The sequence below is a fragment of the Anoxybacillus sp. MB8 genome (assembly GCF_011006755.1).
Classification (GTDB): domain Bacteria; phylum Bacillota; class Bacilli; order Bacillales; family Anoxybacillaceae; genus Anoxybacillus; species Anoxybacillus gonensis.
This window is the reverse complement of sequence record NZ_RXXX01000002.1, coordinates 20,008-36,569: the sequence shown is the minus strand read 5'-3', so window position 1 is coordinate 36,569 and position 16,562 is coordinate 20,008. Positions and strand designations below refer to the sequence as shown.

Sequence of the window (16,562 nt, the reverse complement as noted above, 5' to 3'; positions counted from 1 at the left end):
AGGGGAATGACCCCTCCACATTTAAGAAATAGGAGGTTGAGATACATGGCATTTGAATTTAAATTACCGGACATCGGTGAAGGAATTCACGAAGGTGAAATTGTCAAATGGTTTGTGAAACCGGGCGATGAAGTAAACGAAGACGACGTACTTTGCGAAGTGCAAAACGATAAAGCGGTTGTCGAAATTCCATCTCCAGTAAAAGGAAAAGTATTAGAAATTTTAGTAAGCGAAGGAACAGTCGCAACCGTTGGTCAAACGTTAATTAAATTTGATGCGCCAGGATACGAAAACTTAAAGTTCAAAGGCGATCATGGCGATGAGCCAAAAGTAGAAGAAAAGAAAGAAGAAGTGAAACAAGAACAAGTAGCACAAGCACAGCCGAAAAAACGCGTCATCGCGATGCCATCTGTGCGCAAATATGCGCGTGAAAAAGGTGTCGACATTCGCCTCGTTCAAGGAACAGGTAAAAACGGTCGCGTGTTAAAACAAGATATTGATGCATACTTAGCAGGCGGCACAGCGCCACAAACAGAAGCGAAAGCGCAAGCGGTAGAAGAAAAAGCAGCGCCAGCACAAGAACAAAAAGCAGCGTCAACAGCTCAACCGGTCGTATTAGAAGGTGAGTTCCCAGAAACACGCGAAAAAATGAGCGGCATTCGTCGTGCGATTGCGAAAGCGATGGTAAACTCGAAACATACAGCGCCGCACGTCACATTAATGGACGAAGTCGATGTGACAAAACTTGTTGCGCATCGTAAGAAATTTAAAGATGTGGCAGCGCAAAAAGGCATTAAGTTAACGTTCTTACCATATGTCGTTAAAGCGTTAACGTCTGCGCTTCGCGAATATCCAGCGCTTAACACATCCATTGACGATGCGACAGAAGAAATCGTTCATAAACATTACTACAACATCGGAATTGCAGCGGACACAGATAAAGGCTTGCTCGTTCCTGTTGTTAAACATGCGGACCGCAAATCAATTTTTGCGATCGCAAAAGAAATTAACGAACTCGCAACAAAAGCGCGTGAAGGTAAATTAATGCCAAACGAAATGAAAGGTGCAACATGCACAATTACAAACATCGGTTCAGCAGGCGGTCAATGGTTTACACCGGTCATTAACCATCCAGAAGTAGCGATTTTAGGTATCGGCCGCATTTCAGAAAAACCGATCGTGCGCGATGGTGAAATTGTCATCGCTCCAGTATTAGCGTTGTCGTTAAGCTTCGATCATCGCATGATCGACGGTGCAACAGCGCAAAACGCATTAAATCATATGAAACGTTTATTAAACGATCCTGAATTATTATTAATGGAGGCGTAATGCGATGGTAGTAGGCGATTTCGCAATTGAAACAGAAACTCTCGTCGTCGGTGCAGGTCCTGGCGGTTACGTTGCAGCCATTCGTGCAGCGCAACTCGGTCAAAAAGTAACGATCGTTGAAAAAGGAAACCTCGGTGGAGTGTGCTTAAACGTCGGATGTATTCCATCAAAAGCGCTCATCTCTGCTGGTCACCGTTACGAAATTGCGACACATTCACAAGATATGGGCATTTTTGCGGAAAACGTAAAAGTTGACTTTGCGAAAGTGCAAGAGTGGAAAGCTAGTGTCGTGAAAAAATTAACGGGCGGTGTCGAAGGATTATTAAAAGGAAATAAAGTTGAAATCGTGCGCGGAGAAGCGTATTTCGTGGATGAAAATACCGTTCGCGTCATGACAGAAAATAGCGCGCAAACGTACAAATTTAAAAACGCCATTATCGCAACAGGTTCTCGCCCAATCGAGTTGCCAACGTTTAAATTTTCGAAGCGCGTGCTTGATTCAACTGGTGCATTAAACTTACCTGAAATTCCGAAATCAATGGTCGTCATCGGCGGCGGTTACATCGGTACAGAATTAGGAACAGCATACGCAAACTTCGGAACAAAAATTACGATTTTAGAAGGTGCGGATGAAATTTTATCTGGCTTTGAAAAGCAAATGAGCGCAGTCGTTCGTCGCCGCTTAAAGAAAAAAGGAGTAGACGTCTTTACAAACGCGCTTGCGAAAGGTGTCGAAGAGCGTGAAGACGGCGTAACGGTAACATTTGAAGTAAACGGCGAAACGAAAACGATTGACGCGGAATACGTGCTTGTCACAGTCGGTCGCCGTCCGAATACAGAAGAGATGGGACTTGAACAAATCGGCGTGAAAATGACGGAGCGCGGCTTAATTGAAATTGACAAACAATGCCGCACGAGCGTACCGAACATTTATGCGATCGGTGACGTCGTTGCAGGTCCACCGCTTGCGCATAAAGCATCATACGAAGGAAAAATCGCGGCTGAAGCGATCGCTGGTCATCCGTCTGAAATTGACTACTTAGCGATTCCAGCTGTCGTCTTCTCTGACCCTGAATGCGCATCTGTCGGTTACTTTGAAAAACAAGCGATCGAAGAAGGAATTGACGTCATTACAGCAAAATTCCCATTCGGTGCAAACGGCCGTGCCCTTGCATTAAATGAAACAGATGGCTTCTTAAAGCTCGTCTTAACGAAAGACGATGGCGTCATTATCGGAGCGCAAATTGTCGGCCCGAACGCATCAGACATGATCGCTGAGCTCGGTTTAGCAATTGAAGCAGGCATGACAGCAGAAGATATTGCGATGACGATTCACGCGCATCCAACGCTTGGAGAAATTACAATGGAAGCGGCAGAAGTGGCGCTCGGTAGCCCAATTCATATTATTAACAAATAAAGAGGATGGCTTCGCCGTCCTCTTTTTTCATGATTTTTTCAAGACGATCATATGATGTTCATAAGGGGTGTGTGAACATGTATATCGTCTTTCTACTTCAAATGATGATATGGAGTTTGTTTTCGTTTATTGAATGGAGATCGGCGCACGATCATTTTATTTTTAAGGCGTTATTATTCGGGATATTCATATATATTTCTTTTTTGCTTGCTCTTCGTTTGCATTTAACGAAAAAGCGCGCATGTTGGACAACCTTATTGACGATTGCCGTCTATTTCGTTTGCCGCAAGCTGTTTTGGTCTTATCTTTTATAATAGTACATGATGCGTCCGTTAAATAAATGCAGTTTTCCTGCCATTTGTTTGGCGAAAAATTTGCATAGTTCGTTTGCTTTCCCTTTATCGCCGTGCGTCGCTTGTTTTGGCAAGACGAACTGTACAGCACGGTCGTGCACGCGGCATTCAATCATATGATAGCGATCATCTTTTCCGACTAACAAAATGCGATCGTCTTTTGGGACGATGTCATATGGGAAAGCGGACTCGGCGTAATCCCACGCCAGCTGTTCGCCTGTTTTTTGCGCGATGTTTCGATATTGTTCGAGCAGTTGTTTGCATTGTTCTAACGTTACCGTCTCCCATGTTGATGCAGGGACAAGTTCAATGGTAGCTGTATGAGCCATTTTTTTCACCTCAACCATTTTTGAAATCACTTTCATTGTATCATGGACATATATGAAAAAACAAATAATTGCGAAAATATGAATAGTGCGATATAATAAAGTTTAATATACAAGAAGGAGGGAATGATATGCACGTATTCGAAAAATTGTATGATGAGCATGAAAAAGTAAAAGTAAGGTTTGTCGGCTTTACGACGAAAGACGTCCGATACGACTTTGGCATCGTGTACACAAATATGTTTTTTGGTAAACCGCTTGTCATCTGTATGCAAACAGGCCGCTCAGCTCTCCTCGACCCGAAAGACATCGAAGACCACGACTATTTACAACGAACGTTCCGCATTGACACAAAAGAACAAGCTGAAGATTTAGCGGAATTTTTCTCAGACATTTTACCATCGACACCTTATGCTGAACAATATGAGTAAGAGACGTGAAATACGTCTCTTTTTTTGTTTAAATATGTCATACTAATTCCTATTGACAAAATAAATGTGACATATTATTATGAAATCAGTAAAACGTTTTCAAACATTCCAAAGGAAAAGGGGTTATCGGGGATGGGTACAATTGTATGCCAAACATGCAATGCGACAATCGATCATTTTGAGGACGAAAAAGTAACGGTATTGTACGGGCAATGTAGCGGTTGCGATTGTGAAGACGAAGAATAAAACATAGATCGGCACGAGCTTTGGGGGATGAGGAGACAATATAGAGAGAAGGGATCGGCATAGCCGGTCTCTTTTTATTGACGAAAAAGCGGAACTCGATGCGAGCTCCGCTTTTCTTATTTCTGATGTTCTTTAATGACGCGCAACGTTTGTAACGTGTCGTCTTCTGGACCTTGAACAGGCAAGCCGACTTCTATATTTTTGCGAATGTAGTTTAAATTTTCTTCCGTAATAATTTCACCCGGAATGAAAATTGGAATGCCAGGTGGATATACCATGACAAACTCAGCGATAATGCGCCCTGCTGATTCGTCAAACGGCACGACTTCCGTTTCGGAATAAAACGCATCGCGCGGAGTAAGCGCAAGGACAGGAATGTCTGGTAAAAGCACTTTCGGTTTTTTTCCGACTTTGGCTTGATGGCGAAATTCGTTTGATAAACGACGAAGCGCTTCGACTAATACGCTCGTCTCCCGTTCTGTATCGCCCGGTGTAATAATACATAAAATGTTGTATAAGTCGGACAACTCGACTTCAATGTTGTAATGTTCACGAAGCCATTTTTCGACTTCATAGCCCGTCAATCCGAGCTCTTTGACCGAAATGATGAGCTTCGTTGGGTCGTAGTCAAACGTTGCCTTTGTGCCGATAATTTCTTTTCCGACGCAATATAAATAGTCGATGTCGTTAATTTGCTTGCGCGTTTCATTCGCGAGGCGAATCGCTTGTTCCGCTAGCTCATGTCCTTCTGTCGCAAGCCGTTTGCGCGCCACATCAAGCGAAGCAAGCAACAAGTAAGACGTCGATGTCGTCGTTAACATGCTTAAAATGGCTTGCACTCGTTTTGGCGACACAAGCCCTTCTTTCACGTTTAAAATCGAACTTTGCGTCATGGAACCGCCAAGTTTATGCACGCTCGTCGCCGACATATCCGCTCCTGCTTGCATCGCTGAAAGCGGTAAATCTTCATGAAAGTGAATGTGCACACCATGCGCCTCATCGACAAGGACAGGGACGTTGTATGCGTGCGCAATGTCAACAATTCGTTTTAAGTCGCCCGCAATGCCGAAATACGTCGGGTTAATGACGAGCACCCCTTTGGCGTCTGGATGTTGCTTTAACGCCGCTTCTACTGCTTCTGGTGTAATACCGTGTGAAATGCCAAGCTCTTTATCAATTTCAGGATGAACGAAAATCGGTGTCGCTCCCGAAAAGACGATCGCTGACATGACTGATTTATGCACGTTTCGTGGGACGATAATTTTATCGCCAGGGCCTGCGACAGACATGACCATCGTCATAATGGCGCCGCTCGTCCCTTGTACGGAGAAAAACGTATAGTCCGCCCCGAACGCTTCCGCCGCTAACTGTTGGGCGCGTTTAATCATTCCTTTTGGCTGATGTAAATCATCAAGCGGACCGATATTAATTAAATCCATCGCTAACGCATTTTCTCCAATAAAGGAGCGAAACTGCTCGTCCATTCCTGCTCCTTTTTTATGACCAGGAATATGAAATTGAATCGGATTTTTCTTTATATGCTCTAACAGTCCGGTAAATAACGGTGTTTCATACTGTGACAATTTCGCTGTACACCTCTTTAACTTGGATTTACATAAAACAAAGTGAATTATAGCACTTCTTTATACGTTTGGAAAGATGATTTTTTATTGCAAAAGAAATGTGAGTGAGATGCTCTAAAACATATGTGTATCACAGTTTTGCACATAATATGCGAAATGCATATTTAAATTTTGGATAATAAACCAAATATATAAAACTATTGAAAAGAAAAGAATGAACCATTATAATGAAAATATACCAAAAAATAAAAAAGTGTTGAGATTTTTCATAACAATGAGGTGAATAACATGTTGCGTAACCAACTAGTCGTGGAGTTAAAAAGAGCTTTGACGAAAAAAAATATATTGCTTTGGCTCAGCATCATTATTTTTTTGCCAGCTAGTCGGTTTTATATGATAAGTAAAGGATATCAATTTTTCGAGCCAGTCGAAGTATTTCAAGAAACGATATCAGGGATTATCCCATTACTTTTTCCTGTCATTGTGATCATCGTATATTTGCCCTCTTTTTTACAAGAGCAAAGAAACAAGTTTATCCCATATACTCGTCCAAGGATTCCGCTACACATTTATGTAACTAGCAAAGGATTCGTAAATGCTTTTTTTACTGGGGTTGTTACGTTTTTGCTTGTCTTTATTCCATTTGTTTTTATCGTTTATGTTGAGAAACATCTAGGAATCATTCATTACAGTTCTCCGACCGAAAATGTGCGTATCCCTGCGGTCACTTTTTCGCAGTTTTTACGGTATGGAGATTTCGCTTACGGTTTTATTTATTCGTTGTGGGTGGCTATAAACGGTGTAGTTTATGGGACGATTGCTTTTATTTTGCTTCTAAATGTAAGCAACCCATTTATTGCTTTGTCGATTCCGTTTCTTTTTTATCATGTTTTGAACTTTGTGACGGGGCTATTTCATGTAGCTATGTTTTCGCCACTTAGTACAATTTTTCCTTTCAATATTGAAGAACAACCTTTATGGACCGTATTCGTTCCGTTTTCATTTTTAATTGCTTTTTTAGTCTTCGCGTTTGTGTTCACACTGAGAAATGATGAGAAAGAATGGATGATATAGCCAATGAAACGTTGGACGTCTTTTATGCGTGAGAGTATCGAACATATGATTAGCATCAAGTGGATCGTTGTAGGAATTGTTTTTTACTTTTATGGTGTGAGGCTAAAAAAAGAGATTGTTCAAGCCGCCTATGAACAAAAAGTCGATTTTAACAATTGGGATATCGCTTTGCGTTTACTAAGCGACGCATATCTCATTGTTTATTTCATTATTCCAGTTGCCTTATTTTTTTTGATCAAATCCATTTTTACAGATTTTAATTATCAAATGCTCATTCGTTTAGGATCATTTAAAAAATGGGTATACCATTCTTTGAAGAATTTTTGGATAAACATTTTTCCTTTACTATTTTTGTGGTTTTTTATGTCTTTATTTATGGCAATTGGATTTCCTTACTCGTGGAATTGGAGCGTTCTAAGTAAAACAGCGCATGTTACGAATACGCTTGAAGAACTTGTGCGCTTTTTTAGTTATCCAGCATTCGCTTTTTTCGCACAGTTTGTGTTGCTATTGTTCACTTTTTCATTACTACATATCGTTTTTGCGATTATGTATGTGCTGACTAAAAATAAAGGCGTTATCATTTTTATGAGTGTATTGTTTTTCTTTTTTAACATTGTAGGATTTAAGCTATTCCCGACCGAGCTTGCTTTTTTATTGCCTGTAACTTTTTTTTCGATTACCAATGCATTAAATGCTTTTCATTCCCTAGAATTGCTTTATATTATCGTGCTCGTTTTTCTTGTTTTGTGTGTACGCTTTTTGCCATTTTTAGATTTGAATAAAAGACCGTATATACAAGCGATGAAATCTTATATGCCTATTGTCTTTTATTTTTCTCTTTGTATAGTGGGGATCGGCGCAACGGCTCAATCATTAGTTCGTTCTGCGGATGTAACCATTTTTGATGTTTTCGTTATGTCGTTTGCTGGAGTGAGTGCCGAACGTTTTGCGTATATGCCTTTTTTCTTTTATGCGATCGTATTTTTTGGGTTTACTTATTTAGTACAGCTGCTCTTTTTAAGTAATGAATTGGAACAACTAAGCTATTATAAAATGATTCGCTTTAGAAGTTTAAATAAATGGTTTTGGAGTTGGATGAAGAAGTTCATTGTCATAACGATTTTCTTTTTAATGATATTGTTTGTTCTTTCACTTGCAGTCGCTGTTTGTTTTCGAGCAAATGTTGATGGATATGTGACATTGCTTTCAAAGCCGTTACATGAGATGATTTATCATTTTTTTATGAACGGTTTTTTACAAATTATGTTTTATATAAGCCTGATCTTTATTGTTTCTTGGATAAGTAAGGAATCTATATATGGTGTTGTGCTCATTAGCATATGCATGATTGTTATGCTACCTCATATTAATGTAAACGGGATAATACCGGTCGGTTTAAATAGTATGGTTTACTTAGCAGATTATTCTCCATATTATTTAACAACGATTTTATTGATAATGAATGTTATATCGTTTCTTGTTATTCATCGTTTGCTCAAACAAAGTTTAAAAATATAAATACAAATAGGTGGTGTGAAAATATGGATATCATTTCCTTGAGGAATGTAAGTAAATCATATAAAGGATTAACACTTTTTCAACATGTGAACTTAAATGTAGAAAAAGGAAAAATATATGGTATTGTAGGACCAAACGGTTCTGGTAAATCCGTTTTATTTAAAATGATATGTGGATTTGTATTTCCAGATGAAGGAACAATTATTGTGAATGGAGTAGAGATAGGAAAAAGTAAACGGTTTCCTGATAATCTTGGGATTATTATAGAACGTCCCGGTTATATACCTAATAAAACAGGGTTTCAAAATTTGAAAGAGTTAGCAATGATTAGAGGGAGAATTAGCGATAATAAAATTTTTGAAACGATGGAAATGGTCGGGCTTCAACCGACAGCGAAACAAAAAGTAAAACATTATTCTCTAGGGATGAAGCAAAAATTAGCCATTGCTCAAGCAATTATGGAAGATCAGCAAATACTTATATTGGATGAGCCGTTTAATGCGCTAGATGCGGAAAGTGTAAACAGAATCCGTGGATTATTGCTAGATTTCAAAAATGAAGGACGTACTATTTTATTAACAAGTCATAACCAAGAGGATATTGATATTTTGTGCGACTATGTTTTTCGTATTAATAGTTATAAATTAGAACCTGTTGTTTCTGTTAGAAGTTGAAAGCCGTCCCCTCACGATGTAGTGAGGGGAATTTTGTTGCTCATTCATCCAATGAATCAAAAAGAGGAAAATAGATATACGGAAGAGAAACATATTATAATCGCTGTTAGGGGAGGAAAAAGGATGAACTGGAACACGAGAGTAACCGAGCTGTTAGGCATTCGTTATCCGATTATTCAAGGTGGATTGGCGTATTTGGCGTATGCGGATTTAGCGGCGGCGGTATCGAATGCTGGGGGGCTAGGGCAAATTACGGCAATGTCGCTTGAGACGCCAGATGAGTTGCGAGAAGAAATTAAAAAAGTGCGCGAAAAAACGGACAAGCCGTTTGGAGTCAATTTTGCGATCGGACAACATGGACGCCCGTTTGCGCACATGCTCGATGTGGCAATTGAAGAAAACGTGCCGGTCATTTCGATGACGGGCGGAAATCCTGCTCCTATTTTTGAACAGTTAAAAGGAGTATCCGTGAAAAAGCTTGTGCTCGTGGCGGCAGTACGTCAAGCGGTGAAAGCGGAAGAGCTTGGGGCGGATGCGGTCATGGTTGTCGGTCAAGAAGGAGGCGGGCATCTCGGCAAACACGATATTGGGACGTTCGTATTAGTGCCGCGCGTCGTCGATTCCGTATCGATTCCTGTCATCGCTTCAGGGGGGATCGGAGATGGGCGCGGCTTGATGGCTGCGCTTGCGCTTGGAGCAGAAGGTATTGAAATGGGCACGCGCTTTATTGCGACAAAAGAATGCATTCATGCCCATCCCGTGTATAAACAAATGCTTGTGGAACGCACAGAAAGCGACACCGTCGTCATTAAACGTACGCTCGGTGCGCCTGCCCGCGCCTTGTTAAACGAATGGACGGAAAAAATTTTACAGTTTGAACAAGAAGGAAAAGGATACGAACAGTTAAAAGAGTACATTAGCGGAAAGGCGAACAAACGATTCATTTACGACGGTCGTACGGAAGAAGGATTTGCATGGGCGGGACAAGTGATCGGACTCATTCGTGACGTGCCGACAGTGAGTGAACTTTTTGCGCGCATGATTCAAGAGGCGGAACAAATTCGCGCACGTTGGGCAAACTAAAACAGACAGCGAAAAAGAAAGGTGAACATCATGAAATATGCATACCCGATTGATTACAGTTGGTCAACAGAAGAAATCATTGACGTCATTAAGTTTTACGAAGGCGTTGAACAAGCATACGAACGAGGCATTGAGCGAGAGCAACTGATGAAATTATATCGTCGCTTTAAAGAAATTGTCCCAAGCAAAGCGGAAGAGCGAAAACTATGCGATGAATTTGAAAAAGTAAGCGGCTATTCACCGTATCAAACGATGAAAAAAGGAAAAGAGTTGTCCGCCGGAGATATTGTGAAAATGTAAAGTTGCATATCCCCTTTCCGTTACATAGTATGTAAAAAAGGAATTTTCAGAAAAAAGAATGTTTCAAACGGAAGGGGTGCACAATATGAAAAAAACAGCTGATGCATTTAAGAAAATGGACGGAGAACGACGAATAAAAGTATTAAAGCTTGAAGTCGATTACGAACTAGCCACCCTTTATGAAGCGATGTTAGAAAATAACGAAGCGAAAAAAAACGAATGCAAACGAAAATTAGAAAGACTACGCCAAGAACTTATTCGTCTGTCGAACTGAAAGGCGGCAAGCGCCGCCTTTTCTACATAAGTATATGCAGGAGGTCTTGTATGTGGAACGAAATTGATCAACATATGCAGCATTGGATTCGCGAAGCAGGGGAGCGCATACGCGATGCGTTTCAAACGAAACTAAAAATCGAAACGAAATCAAGCCCGTCCGACTTAGTGACAAACGTCGATCGGGAAATTGAGCAATTTTTTATTGAACGCATTCGCCAAACGTATCCGACGCATCGCATTTTAGGAGAAGAAGGATTTGGCGATACGCTTGAAGCGTTAGACGGCATCGTTTGGATCATTGACCCGATTGACGGAACGATGAATTTCGTTCATCAACAGCGTCATTTTGCGATTTCTGTCGGGGTGTTTCAAGACGGCGTCGGCATGCTTGGCTACATTTACGACGTCGCTTTTGATGAGCTATATTATGCCCAAAAAGGAAAAGGGGCGTTTGTAAACGGCACGCCGCTTCCCCCACTTGAAAAAACGTCGCTTGATTGTGCGATCATTTCACTAAACGCGACGTGGGTGACGGAAAATCGTCGCATCGACCCGAACGTTCTTGCCCCGCTTGTGAAAAAAGCGCGCGGCACTCGTTCATACGGCTCGGCTGCGTTAGAAATGGCATATATCGCTTCAGGCAAACTCGATGCGTATATCACGCTTCGTTTGTCGCCGTGGGATATTGCCGGCGGGATGGTTATCGTGCAAGAAGTAGGTGGGATGGTGACAAACTTGTACGGTGAGCCGCTCAATATGATTGAGAAAAGCTCCGTATTTGTCTCGAAGCCGGGGTTACATGAAGAAGTGCTTGCGATCATTCAGCGCTAACGAATCGTTAGCGCATTTTTTTCTTTCTTTTCAATGAAAATCCGACGCCCATGACGGCAAATAAAGCAACGACGGACGCGACGATCGCTGGAACATGTCGGTAAGCAATCGCAATGCCGATGCTAATCATCGCCGCCGTGGCAAGTAGTGCAATCATAAAAAAAAGCGGTTGAAATTTGTTCATTTTCTTCCTCCTCATCCTCTTTCCTTTTAGGTTACAACAAAACATTCCGCTTTTCTACTATGTTTATGCTATAATAGACGCGCAATGTTGAAAAATAGGAGTTGACATAAGTGAGAAACGATATTCGTAACATCGCGATTATTGCGCACGTTGACCACGGAAAAACGACGTTAGTCGACCAATTGCTTCGCCAATCTGGAACGTTTCGGGCGAACGAACAAGTGGAAGAACGCGCGCTTGATCGCAACGATTTAGAACGTGAACGAGGCATTACCATTTTAGCAAAAAATACAGCCATTCAATACAACGGCACGCGCATTAACATTTTAGATACGCCGGGCCACGCTGATTTTGGCGGGGAAGTGGAGCGCATTATGCGGCTTGTCGATGGCGTATTGCTCGTCGTCGATGCATATGAAGGATGCATGCCACAAACGCGCTTCGTCTTGAAAAAGGCGCTCGAGCAAAACTTAACGCCAATTGTCGTCGTCAATAAAATCGACCGTGAGTTTGCCCGTCCGCACGAAGTGGTCGATGAAGTGATCGATTTATTTATTGAGCTTGGCGCAACAGAAGATCAGCTTGAGTTTCCGGTCGTGTATGCTTCAGCGATTAACGGGACGGCAAGTTTAGATGCCGATAAACAAGATGATGATATGACAGCGCTATTTGAAACGATTATTGAACATATTCCTGCCCCGCCCGACAATAGCGATGAACCGCTGCAATTTCAAGTGGCGCTTCTCGATTATAACGACTACGTCGGTCGCATTGGGATTGGACGCATTTTCCGCGGGCGTATGCAAGTTGGACAACAAGTGGCGCTCATGAAGCTTGACGGCTCGGTGAAAACGTTTCGCGTGACAAAGCTGTTTGGCTTCCTCGGCTTAAAACGCATTGAAATTGAAGAAGCAAAAGCAGGCGATTTAGTTGCCGTTTCCGGTATGGAAGATATTAACGTTGGAGAAACGGTATGTCCGCTTGATGTGCAGGAACCGTTGCCGCCGCTTCGCATTGACGAACCGACGTTGCAAATGACGTTTCTCGTCAACAATAGCCCGTTTGCAGGACGGGAAGGAAAACATGTGACAGCGCGAAAAATTGAAGAGCGTCTTCGCTTACAGTTAGAAACAGACGTGTCGCTTCGCGTTGAGCCAACGGATTCGCCAGATGCATGGATCGTGTCAGGACGCGGAGAGCTTCATTTATCGATTTTAATTGAAAATATGCGCCGTGAAGGATTTGAGCTACAAGTATCCAAACCGGAAGTCATTATGAAAGAAATCGACGGCGTCATGTGCGAGCCTGTCGAGCGCGTGCAAATCGACATTCCTGAAGAATATACAGGAGCGATTATGGAGTCGCTTGGGGCGCGCAAAGGAGAAATGGTCGATATGATCAACAACGGAAACGGACAAGTCCGTCTTATTTTCCTCGTTCCTGCGCGCGGGTTAATTGGCTATCGGACAGAATTTATGTCGCTGACGCGCGGATACGGCATTTTAAACCATTCGTTCGACAGCTATCAACCAGCCATCCAAGGGCAAATTGGCGGCAGACATCAAGGTGTACTCATTTCGATGGAGACAGGAAAAGCGACTGCTTATGGCATTATGCAAGTCGAAGACCGCGGCGTCATTTTTATTGAACCGGGAACGGAAGTATATGAAGGGATGATCGTTGGCGAACATAGCCGCGACAACGATTTAGTCGTCAACGTATGCAAAATGAAACATGTGACAAATGTCCGCTCGTCAACGAAAGAACAAACGGTGACGATGAAAAAACCGCGCCTCATGACGTTAGAAGAAGCGCTCGAATATTTAAATGACGACGAATATTGCGAAGTGACGCCACAATCTATTCGCTTACGGAAAAAAATATTGGACAAAAACGAACGGGAAAAAATTGCGAAAAAGAAAAAACTTGCTGAGCAAAAGAAATAGGGGGAGTCGTCATGGATGTGATCGGTCGCCTGTCGTTTTTCGCTTCGCTATACAACGTGCATGAACAGCCGACGAAAGGGATGTGGCTGTTGTATGCGACGATTGTCGTCTTATCGATCATTGTGTATCGTCTTGGCTTTGCGCGCAAACTGCCGATGTTAAAAAACGTTATCATTTACTCGTTGCTTGTGCTCGGTTGTACTATTTTAACATTTTTCGCCGTCTTTTTACCTGTCGCAGAAGGATTGCTTGTTGCAGCGATCGTATTAATCATTTATAAATGGCGGCTTCGTCGTGAAGGAGAGAATACGGCATGAAACTACAAGATGCGGTGTACAATTGGTTGACGATTACGGTCGTTGCCCATGCGCGCCCAGATGATGCAGCAGCGCAAGAAACAGAACGATTTTTTGCCGATTTGTTGCGTGAAGATCATGCGGTTGAGCAAATCGCATATACAAAAGAAGACGACGTCTATACAGTTGCATTTACCGTAAACAACGAATCGCGCACGTTTCGCTTTCCAGCCGAGCTCGTCGAAACGATGCTCGATCAAATCAATCGCGAACCTGAAAAATATGTCAATTACGAATAAGCGCCCATGTTTTTTGCAGGGCGCTTTTTCATATGTTAACATTCTAACGTATGAAGGAAAAAAGATTTTTGTTGACGAATAAAGATGTCGAAAAAAGTATGCGAGGTGAATGTATGTCCATTGACCACGATCGTCTGTTTAAACAGTTGATTCAAACGTTTTTTGAGGAATTTATTGCTCTCTTTTTCCCGACAATGCACGAGCATATCGATTTTCGCCACGTCTCGTTTTTATCGGAGGAGCTGTTTACCGATGTGACGGCAGGGGAGAAGTACCGCGTCGATTTGCTTGTCGAAACGAAGCTGAAAGGGGAAGACGGGTTAGTGATTGTGCATATCGAAAATCAAAGCTATGTGCAACCATCATTTCCTGAACGAATGTTTATTTATTTTAGCCGCTTGTTAGAAAAGTACCGCAAACCCATCGTACCCATTGCTGTATTTAGCTACGATACGATCCGCAACGAACGATCTGCATTTACGCTCCAATTTCCGTTTGGCCACGTGCTTGACTTTCGCTTTTTCACTTTGGAACTTCGCAAACAAAACTGGCGAAATTACATTCGTCAAGACAATCCAATCGCTGCTGCACTGCTAAGCAAAATGGGATATACTGAAAGTGAACGAGTAGAACTGAAAAAACAATTTTTACGCATGCTTGTCCGATTGGAATTAGACGAAGCGAAACAACGATTGCTGTTTGGCTTTTTTGAAACATATGTAAAACTATCAGACGAAGAAGAACAACAGTTGCGAAGAGAGGTGAGTGAGATGGAGACGAAAGAAAAAGAACAAGTGTTGGAACTCATTATTTCGTATGAACAAAGGGCGTTGGAGAGAGGGAGAGAGGAAGGAATGAAACAAGGGATGAAGCATATTGTACAAACGATGGCGCGAAAAGGGATGAGTATACAAAACATTGCGAGCATGACAGATCTTACGGAAGAAGAAGTGAAACAATTGCTGGAAAACAAATAAGTTGTTTGTTATGTCCCCTCCAATCGTGCAAGAGGGAGGGGACGATTACCATTCCGTTTCATGTTTGCTCGTGCGGAAAAAGCGAAACTTGCCGGTCGCTAGCCGCTCTTTCGTTTTTTGCGCAATGCGTTCATGGCACGTTTCACACATATATGTATGAATCGGGCGGTTGCGCAACCGTTTCGCAAGCAACGTTTCATCGTTTAACGTATCTATTTTTTCACAAAGAATGCATCGTACTCTCATCGTCTAACCTCGCATGTTTTTTTAAAAATTAGTATATCATATTGTTTGAAACTGTGTGAAAAAAAGGTATGATAAAAACAAGGAGGGATACATATGCCAAATGCGGTAGAACCGACATTAATTGAGCCGTTATTCCAAGCGCTACAAAAAGAACGATTTGTCGTCGTATGCACGATCGATCATGAAACAAGTGCACCAAATACAAGTGCGATTTCATGGGTGTACGCCCCGACGCCTGACCGATTGTATTTTGCCGTCGATCAACGTTCACGCATCGTCGCCAACGTGCAAGCTAATCCAGCGATTTCGATCGTTTTGATCGCCAACGAATCGACGTATTCCATTAGCGGAAAAGCGCATGTGAAAGTAGAAAAGCTAGAAAATGTTCCGCTAAAATTGGCTGCCATTCAAGTTGACATTGAAGAAGTGCGCGATGTCATGTTTTACGGTGCAAAAATTTCAGTCGAACCGAAATACGAAAAAACGTACGATGCGCAAGCTGCTGCCAAGCTCGATCAACAAGTGATGAGCGCATTAAAACAAGCATAAGCCGAGCGATACGCTCGGCTTATTTCATATGGTCGTTTGATTGCTTTTGTTGTTCGTTTTCTAACTGATTTTGCTCGTTTCGATTCAGCTGATCATCGTTTTGTCTTGTAGAGCGTGGATTTTTCGTTTGAATAAAATCGCTCGGAATTTCAGGCATAACCCGTCCGACAATGGCGGCGAGTTCATCCATAAATCCTTGAATCGGCTTTCCGTTTTCCACTTGTTTTTGAATCGCTTTCAGCCGCGCATTTAAATCCGCATCCGCAATGACAATTGCATTCGCCCCGTACGGATCTTTTTGCAAACTTTCTACAACGGAATATTTCACAGTCCCGACGTGCGACGGGTCAAGCTTGGCGTTCACATCGATGCCTACTAACGCATATTTCCCGACAACTAATACGGTCGCGTCGTTGACATTTGGGACGCTGCTAGCCAGATGCGCAAGATGGCGAGCAATTTGCTGACCGGATTTGTTCACGATTCGCTCATTTGTCGTATTTTTCACATGAACGAGCGAATCGCGATTATTCGGTTGCGCTTGTTGTCCGCAGGCGCTCATGAAAAGCAATATGAATACGATTATATATTTCAATTGTTCCACCCCTTTTCGTCTTTAAC

General features: G+C 42.2%; 22 protein-coding genes. 17 read left to right on the top strand and 5 right to left on the bottom strand.

Features of this window, described 5'->3' with window-relative positions; translation table 11 throughout:
• The first annotated feature begins 45 nt into the window (after positions 1-45).
• From EKC99_RS01155 to EKC99_RS01145, 3 genes are all read left to right on the top strand, one after another.
• The gene (locus EKC99_RS01155) at positions 46-1,329 is read left to right on the top strand and encodes a dihydrolipoamide acetyltransferase family protein (RefSeq protein ID WP_163150045.1); all 1,284 of its coding nucleotides are present in this window, start codon (positions 46-48) and stop codon (positions 1,327-1,329) included.
• A gap of 4 nt (positions 1,330-1,333) precedes the next feature.
• Entirely contained in the window at positions 1,334-2,746 is a 1,413-nt protein-coding gene (gene lpdA, locus EKC99_RS01150; protein ID WP_163150042.1) for a dihydrolipoyl dehydrogenase, read from the top strand.
• 77 nt (positions 2,747-2,823) lie between these two features.
• On the top strand, positions 2,824-3,060 hold the full coding sequence (locus EKC99_RS01145) for a hypothetical protein (RefSeq protein WP_019417974.1): 237 nt from the start codon (positions 2,824-2,826) through the stop codon (positions 3,058-3,060).
• On the opposite strand, the gene EKC99_RS01140 is transcribed toward EKC99_RS01145, so the two are convergent.
• Complete coding sequence (locus tag EKC99_RS01140) at positions 3,048-3,428, bottom strand: DUF1885 family protein (protein WP_163150184.1); 381 nt, start codon at positions 3,426-3,428, stop codon at positions 3,048-3,050. The two genes, EKC99_RS01145 and EKC99_RS01140, sit on opposite strands and share 13 nt — an antisense overlap.
• Before the next feature lie 128 nt (positions 3,429-3,556).
• Here EKC99_RS01140 and EKC99_RS01135 point away from each other — a divergent pair, with 128 nt between their 5' ends.
• Together EKC99_RS01135 and EKC99_RS01130 are read left to right on the top strand one after the other, a co-directional pair.
• Complete coding sequence (locus tag EKC99_RS01135) at positions 3,557-3,856, top strand: DUF3055 domain-containing protein (RefSeq protein WP_021094455.1); 300 nt, start codon at positions 3,557-3,559, stop codon at positions 3,854-3,856.
• Positions 3,857-3,988: 132 nt separating this feature from the next.
• The gene (locus tag EKC99_RS01130) at positions 3,989-4,102 is read left to right on the top strand and encodes a GapA-binding peptide SR1P (protein ID WP_019417972.1); all 114 of its coding nucleotides are present in this window, start codon (positions 3,989-3,991) and stop codon (positions 4,100-4,102) included.
• 116 nt (positions 4,103-4,218) lie between these two features.
• On the opposite strand, the gene EKC99_RS01125 is transcribed toward EKC99_RS01130, so the two are convergent.
• Positions 4,219-5,685, bottom strand: a complete 1,467-nt coding sequence (locus EKC99_RS01125; RefSeq protein ID WP_009362609.1) for an aminotransferase class I/II-fold pyridoxal phosphate-dependent enzyme — start codon at positions 5,683-5,685, stop codon at positions 4,219-4,221.
• Positions 5,686-5,973: 288 nt separating this feature from the next.
• Between EKC99_RS01125 and EKC99_RS01120 the strand changes: the two genes are divergently transcribed.
• The 7 genes from EKC99_RS01120 (at position 5,974) to EKC99_RS01090 (ending at position 11,444) form a co-directional block, all read left to right on the top strand.
• Positions 5,974-6,759: an ABC transporter permease gene (locus EKC99_RS01120; protein ID WP_075039470.1), complete on the top strand. Its 786-nt coding sequence runs from the start codon at positions 5,974-5,976 to the stop codon at positions 6,757-6,759.
• A gap of 3 nt (positions 6,760-6,762) precedes the next feature.
• Positions 6,763-8,280 carry a hypothetical protein gene (locus EKC99_RS01115; protein ID WP_075039469.1) on the top strand — a complete coding sequence of 506 codons (1,518 nt, stop codon included), beginning with the start codon at positions 6,763-6,765 and terminating at the stop codon, positions 8,278-8,280.
• A gap of 23 nt (positions 8,281-8,303) precedes the next feature.
• Positions 8,304-8,954: an ABC transporter ATP-binding protein gene (locus EKC99_RS01110; RefSeq protein WP_042894553.1), complete on the top strand. Its 651-nt coding sequence runs from the start codon at positions 8,304-8,306 to the stop codon at positions 8,952-8,954.
• Between the two features lie 123 nt (positions 8,955-9,077).
• Positions 9,078-10,037, top strand: coding sequence for an NAD(P)H-dependent flavin oxidoreductase (locus EKC99_RS01105; protein ID WP_042533754.1), 960 nt, complete (start codon positions 9,078-9,080; stop codon positions 10,035-10,037).
• A gap of 30 nt (positions 10,038-10,067) precedes the next feature.
• Entirely contained in the window at positions 10,068-10,337 is a 270-nt protein-coding gene (locus tag EKC99_RS01100) for a UPF0223 family protein (RefSeq protein WP_163150039.1), read from the top strand.
• Positions 10,338-10,422: 85 nt separating this feature from the next.
• On the top strand, positions 10,423-10,611 hold the full coding sequence (locus EKC99_RS01095; RefSeq protein ID WP_042533759.1) for a hypothetical protein: 189 nt from the start codon (positions 10,423-10,425) through the stop codon (positions 10,609-10,611).
• Between the two features lie 50 nt (positions 10,612-10,661).
• A complete protein-coding gene (locus EKC99_RS01090) occupies positions 10,662-11,444 on the top strand; it encodes an inositol monophosphatase family protein (RefSeq protein WP_042533761.1) in 783 nt (260 codons plus the stop codon).
• A 7-nt stretch (positions 11,445-11,451) separates the two neighbouring features.
• Here the strand turns inward: EKC99_RS01090 and EKC99_RS01085 are convergent, their stop codons facing one another.
• Positions 11,452-11,628, bottom strand: coding sequence for a DUF5325 family protein (locus EKC99_RS01085; RefSeq protein WP_160289320.1), 177 nt, complete (start codon positions 11,626-11,628; stop codon positions 11,452-11,454).
• A 110-nt stretch (positions 11,629-11,738) separates the two neighbouring features.
• On the opposite strand from EKC99_RS01085, the gene typA reads away from it, so the two are divergent.
• The 4 genes from typA (at position 11,739) to EKC99_RS01065 (ending at position 15,146) form a co-directional block, all read left to right on the top strand.
• Positions 11,739-13,574, top strand: coding sequence for a translational GTPase TypA (gene typA, locus EKC99_RS01080; protein WP_042533763.1), 1,836 nt, complete (start codon positions 11,739-11,741; stop codon positions 13,572-13,574).
• A gap of 11 nt (positions 13,575-13,585) precedes the next feature.
• The gene (locus tag EKC99_RS01075; protein WP_042533765.1) at positions 13,586-13,891 is read left to right on the top strand and encodes a YlaH-like family protein; all 306 of its coding nucleotides are present in this window, start codon (positions 13,586-13,588) and stop codon (positions 13,889-13,891) included.
• Positions 13,888-14,169 (top strand): hypothetical protein, encoded by a 282-nt coding sequence (locus tag EKC99_RS01070; RefSeq protein ID WP_042533767.1) that lies wholly within the window; start codon positions 13,888-13,890, stop codon positions 14,167-14,169. Before EKC99_RS01075 ends, EKC99_RS01070 begins: the two co-directional genes overlap by 4 nt.
• Positions 14,170-14,282: 113 nt before the next feature.
• Positions 14,283-15,146, top strand: a complete 864-nt coding sequence (locus tag EKC99_RS01065) for an Rpn family recombination-promoting nuclease/putative transposase (RefSeq protein WP_163150036.1) — start codon at positions 14,283-14,285, stop codon at positions 15,144-15,146.
• 45 nt (positions 15,147-15,191) lie between these two features.
• On the opposite strand, the gene EKC99_RS01060 is transcribed toward EKC99_RS01065, so the two are convergent.
• On the bottom strand, positions 15,192-15,392 hold the full coding sequence (locus EKC99_RS01060; protein WP_004891284.1) for a YlaI family protein: 201 nt from the start codon (positions 15,390-15,392) through the stop codon (positions 15,192-15,194).
• A 93-nt stretch (positions 15,393-15,485) separates the two neighbouring features.
• Between EKC99_RS01060 and EKC99_RS01055 the strand changes: the two genes are divergently transcribed.
• A complete protein-coding gene (locus EKC99_RS01055) occupies positions 15,486-15,941 on the top strand; it encodes a pyridoxamine 5'-phosphate oxidase family protein (protein WP_042533769.1) in 456 nt (151 codons plus the stop codon).
• A gap of 19 nt (positions 15,942-15,960) precedes the next feature.
• Here the strand turns inward: EKC99_RS01055 and EKC99_RS01050 are convergent, their stop codons facing one another.
• Entirely contained in the window at positions 15,961-16,545 is a 585-nt protein-coding gene (locus EKC99_RS01050) for a YhcN/YlaJ family sporulation lipoprotein (protein WP_163150033.1), read from the bottom strand.
• Positions 16,546-16,562 lie beyond the last annotated feature (17 nt).